We start from the raw sequence: 16,800 nt of genomic DNA, 5'->3' as shown, positions 1-16,800 counted from the left end.
ACCTTATTCTTTGACCAATAATTCTTTATAGACCTTTGTTATATTTTCCCTGTCGATGGTCAGATTCTTTTCGTCTAGTTCTGAAAAAGGTATTCCATTCAGGTATTCTGATTCTAGGAAATCAGATATAATGATCTTTTGATTTTCAGCAAACTCCACCTTAGAAGTAAAAGGTAATTTCGAATGATTTTCATTGATAAGATTGAACCTGATTTGCCCAGCTTGTTCGTCAAACCATAGGTAAAAAATCAGATTTACATCGTAATCTGAATTATTGAGTTGTTCGGTTCGGTTTTGTTTGATCAAGTCCAACAATGCAGCAAACTCATGGGTGGAAACAAATCCAGCTTGTTCTTTGGACAAACTTAATGACCAACAATTGGATTCAATTTCTGTTTCAAGTTGGTCTGTTGCGGTTGTGATAAATATTCTGTCCCGAATAACTTCTTTGAATTCCAGTATCAGGTCGAAATGGTTCATTTTTGGTATTAGTGCCAACGGTCTTGTATAAAAGCAGTAAGGCTTTCTAGCGGAAATTTACTAAAAATTACTGAGCAAGTTTTTTGATTTTTTGCGTGGGCGAAAAAAATTAAAGTGCTTGCGGACTTCGATGTTTAAAAATAGGACACCATTTAGCCATTCGGCTGCGTGACCGGCTGTTGTTTTTCGGCTAGAAAACAGTGCAGATTATAAAAACTTAAAATGGTGTGCTATTTCTAGAATGTTGGTTAAAATGTCAATCCGCCTTATTGCTTTTATACGGTGTTGTGCGCAGAATTTATTTATTTTCAGATTTATACTGCTCGCTTAAATACAGAGATTCTGTATAAATTGTTCCTTTTAAGGAGGACAGTTCATAACCAATTTTTTCAAAATTTGACTTACTATTTACCTCATCTTTCAATAGCTCTTCACAAAATGTAATTCCATCAACAATATGAAAGATAGACCAAAAGATATAGTCGCAGACTTCATTTATCTCCAATTCCTCTAGAAACATTGAGATAATTCCAAAATGGTCATATTTTGAAAAAATGTCGTAGAGCTCAAATACATGATGGTAATCGATATTTTTAAGATTCTCAGAAAAACTATCCAATCGTTTTCTTATAGTTTGAGAACTGATATCATCCTGTCTACTATATTTTAAGGATTTAATAGGTTTATTGTAATCAAGTGGAACTGATTTGTCAAATAAAAAATCAAACTCCAAATAGATCTTATTCACCATGCTGCAAAAACTTTCATGATCGTATCTGGGCGTTTTTCTATCTGCCTCACGAACAATTAAAAAACGTCGAATTTGTTCTGAAAGCAGTTTTTTTAGCTCCTCAGTATAATTGGATTTTAATCCAGCCTTCATCTCCAATTGAAAAGTCCTCAAATAGATTGTTGTTAGATAATCAAGTAGACTTGCTCTTAAAATTATTGCTATTGAATTGGTTCTATAAATTTTATCATCTCCAAATTCTTTAAGTAAAAGGCTTAAGGAATCAAAACAATAAATATATCTTTTATAAAGGCTTTGATAAACGTTGAATTTATCATTATTCTCTTCGATTATTTTAAACCCTTCCTCTAAAATAATCTTGAGATGAACTCTTATCTGAATAATCTTATTTTCGTTGAGTTCTGAGATCATTAGTCGTTTTATCGTTCTAGCTCAATTTTGCGCACAACGGTTTGTGTATGGTGCGTTGCGTTAGGTTTAGCGACTAATTTAATAAATAAAACTTGCGATAGTTCTTTTGCGAGTGATTTTCCGAAGGGAAAATCCGAAGCAATGAACTATACACGTTGTTAGGCACAGTTTTTTTATTCCGTTGCTTTTAAGTGTTTTATATAATTTGTCAACAGCCCTTTTATTTGTTCTGCAGCAACAGGATTGGCAGAATGCACATAAAATTCCAAATCTTTTAAATCAAGCCCAGATTCATAAACCAACCATTTTGCAGCAGCCAAACCATCAGGAGCTATCTTTCCGTCTTCTCCAAGTCCAAGGTCATTGTCAAAACTTATATAATTCGGAAGTCCATTTTTATTGATGTAGGCAACAAATTCGTCAAAAGTCCGAACAATGTCAAACTCGGATTCCATAGATTTGTCATAAATCATATCAATTGTCCGAACATCATCTAAAAAGAGTTTTTTCATTTCCCTTTTATTTCCACAAGCGGCGCAAAATTTTGCTTTGTGGGTCCTGTATGGTTTTCCGCAATTTTCACAGTCAGGGCCATAAATATCGGCAATATGGTGAACGATTGCATTGGGCTCCGTTTCCCCAAACCCGGTTAAATCATTGTAATAATCAAGTAATTTTTTAAATCGCTTTTGTCTGTCTTTTTCAGGTATCTTAAACCCTTCCGCGTAGAGTCGTGAAGCGATAGTACTTTCTTCACCTTCCAACATTGGAACATCCATTTCACATCTCCAGCAATATCTAATTCTCATAGCATTTATTCTAATTGTGCCTAACGGTTTTGTATATGAAAAGTAGCGGATTTTATGCACTAACTTTTCGGATTGTAAATGACCTTTAATTTATTCATTTTCTTTCGATTAAGCGATTAAACCGCTATTTTTTATATACGTTGTTGGCGGTAGTGTTTTATTTCTCTTCTATTAATTCCCTCCATTCCTCAGGTAAAATTTCATTTTTAAAATAGCTATGAGCTAAATACCTTATACAGGAGAGACCTAGATTATCTGTTTCATACTGATTTGGTGTTTCTTTTTTTTCTAATACAGATTTTTTGAATTCTTTAAAATCAGCTTCATTTTTTAAGAGCTTTAGCCCATTATCAACTCTTTCTATACAGTCAACGTAATATTCGTTATGTAAGTTTTTTTCAAACAGTAGTTGTTCAACATTAAATTTATTAGAATCAATAGAAACTATCTGCAAACTTAAATCGTCATCAATAAATGATAGGATTTCTTTAAACAGGCTCTCATTATCGAATATTAGACAAATTTCGAGTAGGATAGCAATTAAGATAGAAGAACTGTCACAGTATTCTTCTGGTTTATTTCCTGTGGCAAAACATTCAATTATTAGGTCAATATTATTGTGTAATTCAGGTTGCCTATTATGTCTTATTTTTTCAATTTTAAGATTCTGTATTGTAAGTTGGAAAAAGCTAAATAAAAACTCAACATCTTTTTGTCTTAAACAGGTTTTGTCAGAAAAAAACAAAAACAATTGGATTATTGGTATTGAGTGGTTATCAAACAAAGGACGGCTAAAACCACTATTATTCTCTATTATTTCAATAATTAAGTCCTTTTGTTTGTTTTTAATCCGTTCTATATTTTTAGAACTGTAAACGACATTTCTTAAACGGCAGTAATAAATTATGTCATCTAAGTACTCAAAGCATCTTAATGGATATCCGATTTTTTCATAAAAAGCACCATATTCAGAAAACAATCCATTTTCAGTTCTTGCAATTGGAAACGTTTTCTGAAAATATTTATCAAATATTTCGAACTGCCCTTTAAGTAACTTCTTAAACTCTTTGACAACAGATTTTTTATTTTGTAGATTATTTCCTAAAATCCAATGCCAAGTTTTTAGAACTAAAAACTTAGAGCACTCCTTTGCCGGTACTAAATAGTTGTTTTCTTTACTATAATGAAATATTATTGAGTTTAATAGATTTAATGTCGCAAAAAGTTTTTTAAAGGCTCTGCTTTTAATGTTTTCGACTTTGTTGAATTGAATAGTAACTAATTCTTTAAATTCTAAATATTCATTGTCTGGCGAATCTAAAAAGGCTAATGTCTTTTTTAATAATCTATTGCTAATATCATCTGATAGTAAGTATTCATTAAAAAGATATTTGCTAAAAATATCTGTCAAATAGTAAATATCCCAACGCTCGAACTCACCTTCTTTGAATTCTCTAGATATAAAACCTTCAAAAGTATCTCTGATATTAGTTTTTAAAACACCATTATGGACAACTACAATTTTTGTAGGTAGTTCATTAAAGCCTGGAATGGTTGAATCTTTGAAAAATGTATCTTTTGCTTCTATAATTGATTCTCTTATTCCGTCTGGTTTTGAGTAGTTAGCTTGAGTTATGTCCTTATCTGAATAACCTTTTAATTCAAAATACCATTTATGCTTGATACCGTTTTCATCTTTTCCGACAGCAATAATATCTTTACCATATTGCGACTGACCTTTTGATTCTTTTGCTGTTTGTACAATTCTAAATCCCATAAGACTTAAAAGAATCGGAAATAAATAATCTAATTCTGAATCTTCTTTTAATGAAGCAAGATATTCTCGGACTATTATGCTGTTGCTATTCATTTTCAAGAGTAGTTTTAATTCCTGAAAATTCTTCATCAGTCCAGTCTTGTCTAATTACAAAACCTTTTTCAAGTTCAAATTTATTCGGATTAATAAAATAACCTCTAGGCATTGTGAAACTAGTTCCGACCTTACCAAGTTGTGAAATTTCTTTCTTTGCACCAAAACGCCAACCACCACCTTTAGATAGTTGTACAGTCTTTGTGCCTAATATTGAAAGAAGACTATTTTCTCTAGCACCTTTATCTACAGATTTACTCATATTTTTAGAGAAAGATTCGTCAAATGCCTTTATGAATTTATAATGAGTATGATATGGATTCAATTCAGAAACGGAATTTTTTAAATCAATATTCTTAGCGTAATAATTTTCAATGTAATTTTTAATTCTTTCAATTACAGGTAAATAATTTGGATTCTTTTTGTCAAAGTTACTTTCTATTATTTTAGTAATGTGTCCTCCGTAATCTTCTGATATCTCCTCTAACTTACAGATGAAACTCTCTCGTATCAAATCACTTTTTGAATCAAATAATGGAAGTAAAGCAACAAGTCTATTTTTTGGTTCGTGAAAATCTTGAGTTAAAGAAACCCATAATTTATATTGTAAAATATGAGATAAATCTAAAATGTTAAATTCAAATTGATAAGGACTGTGACTTGATAGATAGTTAAATATGTCAATACCAATGTTTCTTTTGCTTGCTTGGTTGCCTGTCAAAAGTTCTATTGTGAATTTGTCTAATTCAATTTTATCAACCGAATGCAAATAGGACTGAAAGCTTTTTATAAAATTTTCAAAAGGTTTCCTTTCAATAATAGTTAATACAACCTTTTTGAATGATTCAAATTTTTTTAAGTGCCAAAAGACATTGCTGATTGGGTTTATATAGTTTTCAATAGAAAAGTAATCTTGATTTATTAATTTAACTATAATATCAGTTTTTTCTTGATTGTAATTGTTTAGGTGGTCTAAATTATTTAAAATGTAGTAAGCCGTTTTTTCATTTTCGATAGCTGAATCCAATTCTTTAAAACAGAATTTGTGATATTTTGAATTATTGGATTTTAGAATTGAAAATACAAGTGATAGTATTGATATTACTAAAGAATCCTCTTTGATATATTTCTTTATAATTTCTTTATATAAATCACATTCGGTAATTTCTATATCAGAGACATTTGATAGTCCAAAGAAAAAAGCATTTAGTTTGTCTCCCTTTTGAATTAAATCTTTTAAGATTGAATCATAGAATTCATATTTTTTGTTTTCATAGAGCCCAGAGACGATTGCAGATATTATATTTTCTTTCTCCTCATTTAAGGAAATCGATTTTCTTAATAATTCTAAACCTAAATCATAGTCGGATTTACACTTATTCTTAATGCCATTTAGGACATTACCTAATGGAATATTATATTGTGCATCACTTTTAGTTATTTCTGTTAGGATAAGTGCATTATCAAATATTATTTCATCTGTTAAGTTTAATTCAGGTAACAATTTTGAATATGCATCAATGAAACTGAATAATCCTTCAATTTTGTTGTCTAAATCTACAGAATTGAGGTAATCATTGAAAGAACAGTTAAATTTAGAATTAGATTCTTTTGTAACTAATTTCCAAATTTCTTTTTCCAATATGTGGTAGTCGTGAACGTAGCCATTAGATAAGAAATCTTCCTTAACCTTATTTATAAAATCAGCATTTTCTTGAAAATCTTTACCAATTATAAAGTCAAGTTTTTCAATATATTTGTCAAGAAACGGTGAGGAAATTAAGTGATAATCAATTATTGATATTTTATCATTTTCTGATTTAAGAATATTTCTTTCAAATAACAACTTGTCAAAATCACTTTCAGCTTTTGAAAATTGTAGTTTTTTTTGTTCGATAACTGAATCGATAAACGAGCTTATTTTTTTGTTCATAAATTCAGTTTTCACTTTTTAATTTGAGGTTGGTTTTACATTACCGCCAACGCTTTCGGCTATGAGTAGTTGCGTGGTTTAGTATTAAACTTAGCAAGTACACGCAAAACTGAAAATCCGTGAGGATTTTCAGAAGTAGGCAAGAACAAGCAATTACTTATAGCCATTGTTAGCAGCTGGTTTTTTTATTCATCAGTTCGATTGAAGTAATTGCAGTCCAACCAAAAACTATCGTAAATACTAACCTATGTGTAATCGGCATTGACCATAACCCAAAAACAAAACCAATCATTGACAAGACTAGAATAATGGCCGTCAAATTCGCTCGTTTTCTAATTCTTTGTTTCAAGTTTTGGTTATATCCAAGTCTCGAAAGTCCGAATAACCAAAATGCCAATCCTAGGCAAATGGCTACTATGTGGGCTTTAGAAACAGATGTTCTGGAAAATTCCATATCAATTGGTATTGCTGTAAAAGCAAATCCTAATCCGAATAAGGACAATAGTATTGACAACAGTTTGTCATTCAGTAATTTTCCGTACAAAAGCCCGAATACAAAAAGTAATATCCCCACTACTACAAATCCTATTATATTAAACCAAAAAGCATTTGGTTCCCCCTTTGCTCCAAGCTTGCTTATAAAATCTTCCCAAAAACTAAAATCAGAATTCAATAGACCAAAAACCAACAGTGCTGTTATTAAAGTCAACACTGATAAAAGTCCAAAAATCCCAATATTTTTTTCGGTCAATTTTATTTTCTGTTTTTAGTTCTCAAATTGCATACAACGGTTTGGCGATGGTTTCCTTGCGGAATCGTCCGCAAGGACATTCCGAGAAACACTAGCCATAATTGCGAGATAAGAATTTCCGTTTAGGAAATTCCGCCGCAATGAATTATAGCCGTTGTTAGCAGTTGGTTTTATTATTTTACATTTCCTCTTTCATCAAGTTCGAGGAAAGGGTTAAAGGCAATTTCCCATAAATTTCCATCTATATCCGCAATATAGCTACTATATCCACCCCAATTTACTTTTTGAGGTTCTTTCACAATTTCAACACCTTTCTTTCTTAATTCTTCAATCAGTTGGTCGACTTCTTTTTCAGACTTGGTATTGTAAGCCAATGTGAATCCTTTAAATCCATTACCATTAGAGTCAACAGTGGCGTCATCGGCCAGCTCATTCCGACCATAAATTGCGAGTTGAATTCCATTGAGAATGAAAAATGAAATATGTTCGTTGCTAAATTCCGATTTTTTCCATCCAAATTTTGTTTCATAAAAGTCAGTGGATTTTTTCAAGTCAGAAACGCCTAACGTAATAATTGTCAATCTTTGGTCCATAATATTTATTCTATTTCAGGCGTATTTTAAACTTGCTGCTAACGGTCTTGTGTATGAAACGTAGCGTATAAATAAACGCTAACTTTTCGGATTTAGCACGAGCCGAATTTTTTATTTTTATGTTTAATTTTCTTTTCTAACTATAACCAAATAAAAAATTTGGCGTACCTTTTAAATAAGCAAAAACCTCTCGGAAAGCCTATATTAGCTATGTTTTATACACGTTGTTGTAAGTAGTGCTTTTCACGTTCTGCTTGGTTTTACGATGTTTGTTATTTAGTTCAAATGTGAGCGTTGGCAAGACATACTCTTTTGCAATTTTTGGCGTAGCGTTGGCTGTAGCAAATTGCGAATGTGTATGGCTTTGAGCGTTGGCTATTCATAATCAATTTCTATTGATGTAATTTTATCAAGTTCATTTTTAATAGCCAATTTAATGTCTTCGATTTTTCGATATTCAGAAGCAATTTTTTTCTGTTGTTTTAAATCAATTTTTCCGTTTTTATCTAAAGGCATTTTTACTTTAATTTTCTCAAGCATAGTTGGATATACTTTAGTAAATTCATCTTCACCTTTTTCCCCTTTCCTTCCTTTGGCTAAATCACGAAGAACTGGTTCCAAGATGTGTTTTACATATTGAATATCGATGTTTTTGGATAGAGGCTTTAATAAACCTCTATCTGCATTTATTGAAAATTTCCCATTAATTATTTTTATATAACCAGCAAATCCATTTGTTGCCCAAGTTAAAAATTCACCATCGTAATCAAATGTGTTTAAATATGTAAGTGGTGCATTGTTTGAAGCAGAGTATACTGGATTCTCTCCTTTATTTGAGTTGCCATAACTTTTAGTATATTTTCCCTTACCTCTTTCTATCGAAAATAATTTAGTTAGAGGAAACTCTTTTAAAGTGCTATCGGAATCAAGAGTAACATTAATTTTGGCGAGCTTTTCTTCGTGAACAAGAATATCTTTTCGCAATTCTTTTATTAATGTGAATTTGTCAACAACGGATTGTTGTGTATTGACGTCCCACTCTCCATTCTCATCAATCGGAATTTCAATTTCAATCGATTTCATATTCTTTAATGAAGCTCTCAAAGCTCTATCAAAACCATATTTATGTTTAACTGAATATAATTGACTTATTAAATATTCAGGAAGAATATTTGAATCTTTAATTCTAATTGCTCCACAATGGTCTGTTGTTACAAACTTTTCGCCTTTTTTTATAAAGTTGAACTCAAAATCTCCATCAATTCCCCAAAGCACAAAATCATTATTAAAATCTGATATGTTACTTTTATTATGAAATGAAATAGGTTTGAAAACGTTGGCACTAAAAATAGGAATTTCGCCTTCTATCTTAACTAAATCTCTTTTTAGAAGTCGTTTTCCAATAAATAATTCAAATAATTTTTTATCCGATAAAAATATTTTCTTAATTAATTTTTTATCTTTTTTTTTTAGTTGATTTACTTCTTGTAGTAACTCCTTGAACTCCAATAAGGAGTCAGCTACTTCTCCTACAAAATCGCCAAATTCAGTTGTCGAAATACTTTTGTTTTCTTCAATTATTCCAATCTCAATTTTTTCTTCTTGTGTCCACCATCTATCGATTGACCAATGTTTTTCTGGGTCAAACAATTCAATTGGAAAAATTTTACATCTTTTATCAGAATTAATTTTACTAAAACTTTTTTTGTTCCCTTTAAAAAATGAATATAAAGTAACAGCTTCACTCAAATCATCTTCTTCAATATCAAATCGATAAATATCACGACTTTCCCCAATTTCACTTGTTAAATATGTGAATACTGGGTCTTTTTGAGTATCTTTTGAATTTACTTTTTTGGTTAAGCAAAGAATATAAGTTTTTTTATTTGTGGTAAAGAATGTATTTAATGGTAAAGATATTATTCCATCAATATAACATTCATCAATAATAAATTGCCTTAAATTTTTGTCGTTTTGTCTATTAAAAATACCATCTGGAACTATAATAAATGCTTTCCCATTAGGTTTTAATGCTCGTACAATCCATTCCATAAAAAGACCCTCGACACCCATTCCATTAATCTTGTAGTAATTAGAAAGGACACCATTATTTTTTATTTCATCTTTTAAATTGCTACTGCCACTTGTAACATAAGGTGGATTTGTGAAAATTAGGTCATATTCATTTTCTACAGGGTCAGATAATGTTCCTAAAATAGAATTAGTTTTAAGATTAAAACTTTGATTGAATACATTAGAAAATTCTGAAGTTAGACTTGGGTTTTCTTTAATTAAATCTGAAAAGTAAATTAACATATTTGCTTTAGCAAGTATGATTGTTTTCTGTTCATCTTTATCAAAACCTTTGTCAAAACCGTGAATCGTTATATTGGAAATAATTTCCCCTTTTTCAACTTTGAAAAACTGGTTTAGCTTTGTCGCAATAGGTTCCAATAAGAATTTTCCAACACCACAAGCTGGGTCACAAATTTTTGCTCCGACTTTTATTTCATCTTTAGCCATTTCTGAAATAGCGTGAACCACTTTTAGAGGTGTGAAATACTGTCCTAAATTTTTCTTACTTATTCCTTCTTTTAAAAATACTTCAAACAGTTGACTTTTAAAATCATAATCTATATTCTCAAGAGATTTCCCTTTGTTATATTTTCTGAATTTATCTAAAACTTTTTTAAATGCGGTACTATAACCAATTACAGGTTCGTCGTCTTTATTTACAAAAACGGTTCCGTTAATTATCGTGGTATTATCTATTGGATTATTAGGAAAGAGTTTCTTAATTTTTGGTCGAATATTCCTTGCATAGTAGTCTAAAGCTTCTTCATTGGGGTTTTCGGTATCATAGTTAAATCTTTCCATTAAAGATTTAAAATTGAAACCTTGACCTAATATTTTTAAATCACTTAAATACTTGAAAATAAATAGTTCTACAAAAGTATATAAACAGTTAGTTGGGGATTCACCACTTACAGACCAGATGTCTTGCCATATGCTTTTAGCTAAATCCGTAGGATTTACTAATTCTTTTGGTTTTATTTGGTCATTTAACTCATTAATTGAAAATTTTACTTTTTCTATTAAAGCAGGAATTTTACTGTCTAATGGGTCAAAATTAACGGTTAATTCTTTCCCATTTTCATCTTTTATTCTTTTGCCAGTTAAAACATTAACCCAAATAGATTCTAATGTATCGGTCCCAATGATAATATGTGCTCCAAGTTTTTTAGCAACTTGAAGTTCTTGTTTTATTGCTTTGTTTTTTTGTGCTTTGGTTTTAAACTCTGAAGGTTTCTTATACTCGATTACAGCTATCACGTTTTTGCTTTGGACAATAAGTCCATCAACTTTTTTCTTTTCTTCTTTCCCGTAATTTACGTTTCGAATAATTCCATACTCTTTTAGGTTTTTTACAGAAGTAGCTCCAATATTATAAAAATCCCATTTGCCAATTTTGGCTGGGTTTTTAATAAGGTCTTTTTGTAATAATTCTTCGCTCATAATTACGTGTTAAATAGCTAATTTTCCTTGTTTAACATTTTTACTTTTTATGTATTTTGATTGAGTTTCTGCGATTGAAAATACCGCATCAGAGCATTCATATTTGTGAGCCTCTTCAACTAATTTATCGGCAACGAATAGATTTTTAATTTCGGAATAGTCTTTATTTAAAAATTTTGATAGCTTTTCAAGGCTTGCATAAGGAAATTTTTTGTGTCCGTTTTCTATTTTACTAATATCTGTCATAATTATGCCAAATATTTGTCCAAAATCACTTTGATTTAGAGCTTTCTGTTTTCTTTCCTTTTTCAAAAATTCACCAAAAGTTGCCATAACTTGTACTTGCCAATTATTAACTTGCTAATTAATTGGCAATTTAGTAAAATATTTTAGATTACTAACGTTGGGATTGGGAAAACAGCTCTTTTATTTTTTTTAGCGTTGGCTAATGTGTCGGCGAAAAAATAAATGTGCTGTTTGTGTGTTGGCTTCTATAGTTCAAATGTTGAATTTCAGCTGGATTTTCGCATTACTTACAACGGTTTGTGTATGATTAGTTGCGGAAAATCCGTTACGATTTTCCGCGGTATGGGCAAGTTAATTAATTCAAGTGAATTTCCGAGAGGGAAATTCCGCAGCAATTAATTATACACGTTGTTGGCAGCTGTTATTTTACTTTTCTTTGAAATAAACATACAGGACCTTCTTTGTAGTGGTCAGGCAATCCATCAGTGTTTTCAATCTCTTTTGTTCCTATGAATTCAAAACCAAGTTTTTCATAGTGTCCGATTAGTCCTTTATTTAAACCGACAGTATCCATTCTTATATATTCCAAGTTATTGTCAATACAATATTTGTCAGCCCAATTTACGATTTGGTTAACGAGTTTTTGTCCGCGAAAATCAGGATTGGTAACAATTCTATGAATATATATTGAGGGTTCATTGTTTATTCCCCAAATCAATTCATCGTTAGGAGTTGTCGCCCAAATACAAGCTATTTGTTCATCAATTAGAAGTTTCCATTGTTTCTGGTCATTAATTTCATCGATAATCAATTTTCTGGAGAATTCAGGCCAAGCGACCTGATTTTTTGACTTCATATAATTCGTAGCAATTCGATACAATTCAAAAATTTTTGAAATATCATTTAGTTCGCTATTTTTTATTTCCATTGTTTCTGGATTAATTGCTGCCAACTTGTTATATCAGGAATAAATATACCTTATATCCCATCATTATTTCCGGATAACAGGAAGTTTTGTTCCTGTTTAGCGTTTTTTGTTATTTTTTTGACTAGCGAGTCCAAAGGGCTTTCTACCTGCATCAAATTCTTTTGTGCTACATGAGTGTAGATCATTGTGGTTTCTGGTTTGCTATGCCCTAATAATTCTTGTATATATCGAAGAGCAACCCCATTTTCGAGCATATGGGTAGCATAACTATGTCGTAGTGTATGTGGTGTAACTCTTTTAGTAATTCCGGCAGCTTCGCAGGAACGAGCTAAAAATTTTCGAATACTACTCGCAGAATATTTGCTGTTTTTAGGCCCCTCAATAAAATAATGTTGCGGTTTGTAGGTGACTACATAATCACGTAAAAGAGGTAAAAAATAATCAGCCAAGGAGACATATCGGTCCTTTCGCCCTTTTCCGTTACTAATAAAAACTTGCTTTCGATTAATATCGATATCAGATAGGGTTAATGATAATAATTCTCCTATGCGCAATCCAGAGGCGTATAAAAATGTCAAAATGGTACGGTGCTTTAAATTTTTAGTATGTACCAATATGTTTATGATTTCTTCACTAGACAAAACAGTGGGTAAATGCTTACTTTTTTTAGGACGAAATGTTTCAATTTCAGAAAAATTAATTTCAACAAAACAATCACCTAAATGTTTTAGTGCACTAACTAATTGGCGGTGAGAACTTATTGCGTAATGTTTGTTTTTTATCTCATTTTCAATAAACAAACGCACATCTTTATTGGTAACAGTAGCAAGAGGTTTTTGATCTAAATAGTTTAGAAAATTGAAGACAAAACCACCATAAACCTTAATTGTATTATAACTTAAACGTTTTCCTCTTAAATAGCTCAAGTATTGTTGATATACCAAAGACATCTCAGTAGTTAATACTTGTTTAGCCACCTTATTTGACTTCTTTTTAACCACTTTCCTAGACCTTTTTTGAATCAAGGCGCTATAATCTACATACAATTTTTTGAGCCTTAAGTGTTCAAATAAGCTAGTTTTATTATGGGTGTTAAATTCGCAATAGAAACAGCGATGTGTGGTGCTATACTTTACAATAGAAAGCTGTTTGAGATGGTTTATAAAGTCTTGGTCGTAGCCGTACTGAATAGCAATTTGCGCTTTCCCACGATGATATAGTGGCTTAAGATAAACTGTTGACATAATAAAAAATAATCCCTTAAGATATCAACTATATTTGTCAATAGCAAGACAGTATAACTAATTTGAAATACTAAATAACGGTTACCAGTTTAATTTATGTTAGGGGCAACTATTAATCAACAGCACACGCAAAATCCTCGGGCTTCCATATAACACGTTCATTTTTAATAGCACCTTGATCAATCTCTAAACCCAAAAAACCAATAGGCTCGCCTCCACAATTTAGCACCTGAACTACCTTGGTTATAGTCGGATTACAATCATGATATAGAAAAACACTAGCATTGTTTAAAAGGGCCTGAGTAATAAAACAATATTGCATATCGGGTGAGTCACTTTGCTCTCTTCGTTCTATTTCTTGGCTAAGCCAATCTAAGTCCTCTAAAGTGGTGTTCGATCCGCAATTGAATAGGGCAGTAGTATCATCATCACTATTACATGAAAATAGGAGCGTTGTCATGATAAAAACACCAATTATAGCTTTCATTATTTCTAGTTTAATAGGTGACGCGACTTTTATCAAACGGTTGCGTAGAAATGGAATATACACCTATGTAAGTATCTGAATCAAAAAAAATCCCACTTCAATTTGAAATGGGATTTTCTCTCTTTATTGATCTGTATTATGAAACTTCTACAGCCTGATTTCTAAATACTAGTTTACCGTCAAACGCATCTAGCAAAATAATGCTATCGGTTGTAATGCTACCAGCTAAAATAGATTTAGACAGCTCATTCAACACTTGTTTTTGAATGACTCGTTTTACCGGTCTAGCGCCAAATTGCGGATCGAAGCCCAGCTCAGCCAAATGCTCGATGGCCTGTTCAGTCGCATCTAATGTGATATCTTGTTTTGCCACCATTTTAATAACCTGTTGTAACTGTAATTTTACAATGGCCTTAATATCTGTTTGCGTTAAAGGCGTAAACAGTACGATGTCGTCAATACGATTTATAAATTCTGGTCGTACTGATTGTTTAAGCAGCCCTAGTAATTCAACCTTAGCGGCCTCACTTGCAGTGTCAACATCAGGGATATTTTCAAACTTTTCCTGAATAATATGACTTCCTAAATTAGAGGTCATAATGATAATTGTGTTTTTAAAATCGGCAACCCGACCTTTATTGTCTGTAAGTCGTCCTTCATCTAACACCTGCAACAAAATATTAAAAGTATCAGGATGTGCTTTCTCGATCTCATCTAACAATACAACACTATACGGTCTGCGTCTTACTGCTTCAGTAAGTTGTCCGCCTTCATCATAGCCCACATAACCAGGAGGTGCACCGATCAATCTGCTAACGGAATGACGTTCTTGGTACTCGCTCATATCAATACGGGTCATCGCATTTTCATCATCAAATAAGTATGATGCTAGTGCTTTTGCTAACTCCGTTTTACCAACCCCCGTAGTTCCTAAAAACAAGAAAGAACCTATTGGTTTTTTGATGTCTTGCAAACCAGCTCGAGAACGTCGTACGGCATCACTTACGGCAATAATAGCTTCTTGTTGACCAACCACACGTTTGTGCAATTCATCTTCGAGCTTTAATAATTTTTCACGTTCGCTTTGTAGCATTTTGGTGACTGGAATTCCCGTCCATTTGGCTACTACTTCCGCAATATCTTCATTCGTGACTTCTTCCTTAATCAAGGAGTTTTCTTGATTTTTAGACAACTCCACCTGAAGTTCTTCTAACTGTTCTTGCGCATCTTTTATTTTTCCATACCGAATTTCAGCTACTTTACCATAATCACCATCACGTTCCGCTCTTTCAGCTTCTAGTTTATAATCTTCGATCGCCGTTTTTGTTTTTTGAACGTTGTCGACCAATTCTTTTTCGCTCATCCACTTGGCGTTGATCTCATTTCGGTCTTCTTTAAAGTTAGCAAGATCGGCGCGTAGCGATTTTAATTTACTTTCATCTTTTTCTCGCTTAATGGCCTCAATCTCTATTTCCAATTGCATGATCTTTCTATCGAGTACATCCAATTCTTCTGGTTTTGAATTGATCTCCATACGAAGTTTTGATGCTGCCTCATCCATAAGGTCAATAGCCTTATCTGGTAAAAAACGATTGGTGATATAACGCTGCGAAAGTTCTACGGCAGCAATGATTGCTTCATCTTTAATACGTACCTTATGATGTGTTTCGTACTTCTCTTTAATTCCTCTTAGGATAGAGATAGCACTTTCAGTATCCGGTTCATCAACGAGCACTTTTTGAAAACGACGTTCTAGCGCCTTATCTTTTTCAAAGTATTTTTGATATTCGTCTAGGGTAGTGGCCCCGACTGCGCGTAACTCGCCTCTAGCTAAGGCAGGCTTTAAAATGTTTGCCGCGTCCATCGCACCTTCGCCACCACCAGCACCGACTAGGGTGTGAATTTCGTCAATAAACAATACGATATCGCCATCACTTTTGGTAACTTCTTTGATAACTGATTTTAAGCGTTCTTCAAATTCACCTTTATACTTAGCACCAGCTATTAAGGCACCCATATCTAGGGCAAATATCTGCTTATCTTTTAAATTCTCTGGAATATCACCCTGAATAATACGGTGTGCTAATCCCTCAGCAATAGCCGTTTTACCAGTACCAGGTTCTCCGACTAAAATGGGATTATTTTTGGTTCTTCTTGATAAAATTTGAAGAATACGACGTATCTCCTCATCGCGTCCAATAACAGGATCTAGTTTCCCATCATTGGCTAGCTGATTTAAGTTTTTTGCGTATTTGTTAAGTGAATTATAGGTGTCTTCAGCACTTTGTGATTTTACATTTTCTCCTTGGCGTAATTCTTCAATAGCAGCTGTTAATCCTTTTTCAGTAACCGCCTGATCTTTTAATATCTGTGCTACTTTACTTTTAGATTTAAAAATGGCAAGAATTAGATGCTCAATAGAAACATATTCGTCATTTTGCTTTTTGGCAATAATGGTCGCTTCGTTAATTGTTTTCCCAGCTTCGGGAGATAGCATAAGTTGACCGCCACTTACTTTAGAAAAACTATCAAGTTCTTTATCAATTATTTGATTAAGCAAGCTTGGGTTTACATTCAATTTTTTTAACAGGAATGGCAGCACATTTTCATCGACCTCACTAATGGCCTTAAAAAGGTGTTCGTTCTCTATTTGTTGATGACCATGTTCTTGCGCAATAAGTTGCGACTGCTGTATGGCCTCTTGTGATTTTATAGTGAAATTATTTAAGTTCATAGTTTTAAAATTCTATCGTTCAAACAACCTAGGTCAATCTTTGTACC

13 protein-coding genes are annotated in these 16,800 nt (G+C 32.2%); all 13 read right to left on the bottom strand.

The features are described 5' to 3' along the window. Positions 1–3 precede the first annotated feature (3 nt). The 13 genes from GWK10_RS18295 to clpB all read right to left on the bottom strand — a co-directional run bounded on the left by GWK10_RS18295 (position 4) and on the right by clpB (position 16,753). Positions 4–480, bottom strand: coding sequence for a hypothetical protein (locus tag GWK10_RS18295; RefSeq protein WP_204263115.1), 477 nt, complete (start codon positions 478–480; stop codon positions 4–6). 298 nt (positions 481–778) lie between these two features. Then, positions 779–1,642 carry a hypothetical protein gene (locus GWK10_RS09970; RefSeq protein ID WP_164032160.1) on the bottom strand — a complete coding sequence of 288 codons (864 nt, stop codon included), beginning with the start codon at positions 1,640–1,642 and terminating at the stop codon, positions 779–781. A gap of 173 nt (positions 1,643–1,815) precedes the next feature. Beyond that, positions 1,816–2,451 carry a cyclic-phosphate processing receiver domain-containing protein gene (locus tag GWK10_RS18460; RefSeq protein WP_239540740.1) on the bottom strand — a complete coding sequence of 212 codons (636 nt, stop codon included), beginning with the start codon at positions 2,449–2,451 and terminating at the stop codon, positions 1,816–1,818. Positions 2,452–2,608: 157 nt separating this feature from the next. Beyond that, positions 2,609–4,321 carry a hypothetical protein gene (locus GWK10_RS09960; RefSeq protein WP_164032158.1) on the bottom strand — a complete coding sequence of 571 codons (1,713 nt, stop codon included), beginning with the start codon at positions 4,319–4,321 and terminating at the stop codon, positions 2,609–2,611. Next, positions 4,314–6,254: a hypothetical protein gene (locus GWK10_RS09955; protein WP_164032156.1), complete on the bottom strand. Its 1,941-nt coding sequence runs from the start codon at positions 6,252–6,254 to the stop codon at positions 4,314–4,316. The genes GWK10_RS09960 and GWK10_RS09955 overlap by 8 nt, the downstream gene beginning before the upstream one ends. A 169-nt stretch (positions 6,255–6,423) precedes the next feature. Then, on the bottom strand, positions 6,424–7,005 hold the full coding sequence (locus GWK10_RS09950) for a DUF998 domain-containing protein (protein WP_204263114.1): 582 nt from the start codon (positions 7,003–7,005) through the stop codon (positions 6,424–6,426). 173 nt (positions 7,006–7,178) lie between these two features. After that, positions 7,179–7,598 carry a VOC family protein gene (locus GWK10_RS09945; RefSeq protein WP_164032154.1) on the bottom strand — a complete coding sequence of 140 codons (420 nt, stop codon included), beginning with the start codon at positions 7,596–7,598 and terminating at the stop codon, positions 7,179–7,181. A gap of 375 nt (positions 7,599–7,973) precedes the next feature. After that, positions 7,974–11,114, bottom strand: a complete 3,141-nt coding sequence (locus tag GWK10_RS09940) for an N-6 DNA methylase (RefSeq protein WP_164032152.1) — start codon at positions 11,112–11,114, stop codon at positions 7,974–7,976. Positions 11,115–11,123: 9 nt separating this feature from the next. Beyond that, entirely contained in the window at positions 11,124–11,447 is a 324-nt protein-coding gene (locus GWK10_RS09935; protein ID WP_164032150.1) for a helix-turn-helix domain-containing protein, read from the bottom strand. 334 nt (positions 11,448–11,781) lie between these two features. Continuing rightward, positions 11,782–12,288 carry a GNAT family N-acetyltransferase gene (locus GWK10_RS09930; RefSeq protein ID WP_164032148.1) on the bottom strand — a complete coding sequence of 169 codons (507 nt, stop codon included), beginning with the start codon at positions 12,286–12,288 and terminating at the stop codon, positions 11,782–11,784. 50 nt (positions 12,289–12,338) lie between these two features. Beyond that, the gene (locus tag GWK10_RS09925) at positions 12,339–13,532 is read right to left on the bottom strand and encodes a tyrosine-type recombinase/integrase (RefSeq protein ID WP_164032146.1); all 1,194 of its coding nucleotides are present in this window, start codon (positions 13,530–13,532) and stop codon (positions 12,339–12,341) included. Positions 13,533–13,644: 112 nt separating this feature from the next. Continuing rightward, positions 13,645–14,019, bottom strand: a complete 375-nt coding sequence (locus GWK10_RS09920) for a hypothetical protein (RefSeq protein ID WP_164032144.1) — start codon at positions 14,017–14,019, stop codon at positions 13,645–13,647. A gap of 136 nt (positions 14,020–14,155) precedes the next feature. Next, positions 14,156–16,753, bottom strand: coding sequence for an ATP-dependent chaperone ClpB (clpB, locus tag GWK10_RS09915; protein WP_164032141.1), 2,598 nt, complete (start codon positions 16,751–16,753; stop codon positions 14,156–14,158). Positions 16,754–16,800: the final 47 nt, after the last annotated feature.

Origin of the sequence: Spongiivirga citrea (assembly GCF_010671565.1) — a bacterium.
Lineage (GTDB): Bacteria > Bacteroidota > Bacteroidia > Flavobacteriales > Flavobacteriaceae > Spongiivirga > Spongiivirga citrea.
This window is presented reverse-complemented; position numbering and strand designations above follow the sequence as displayed.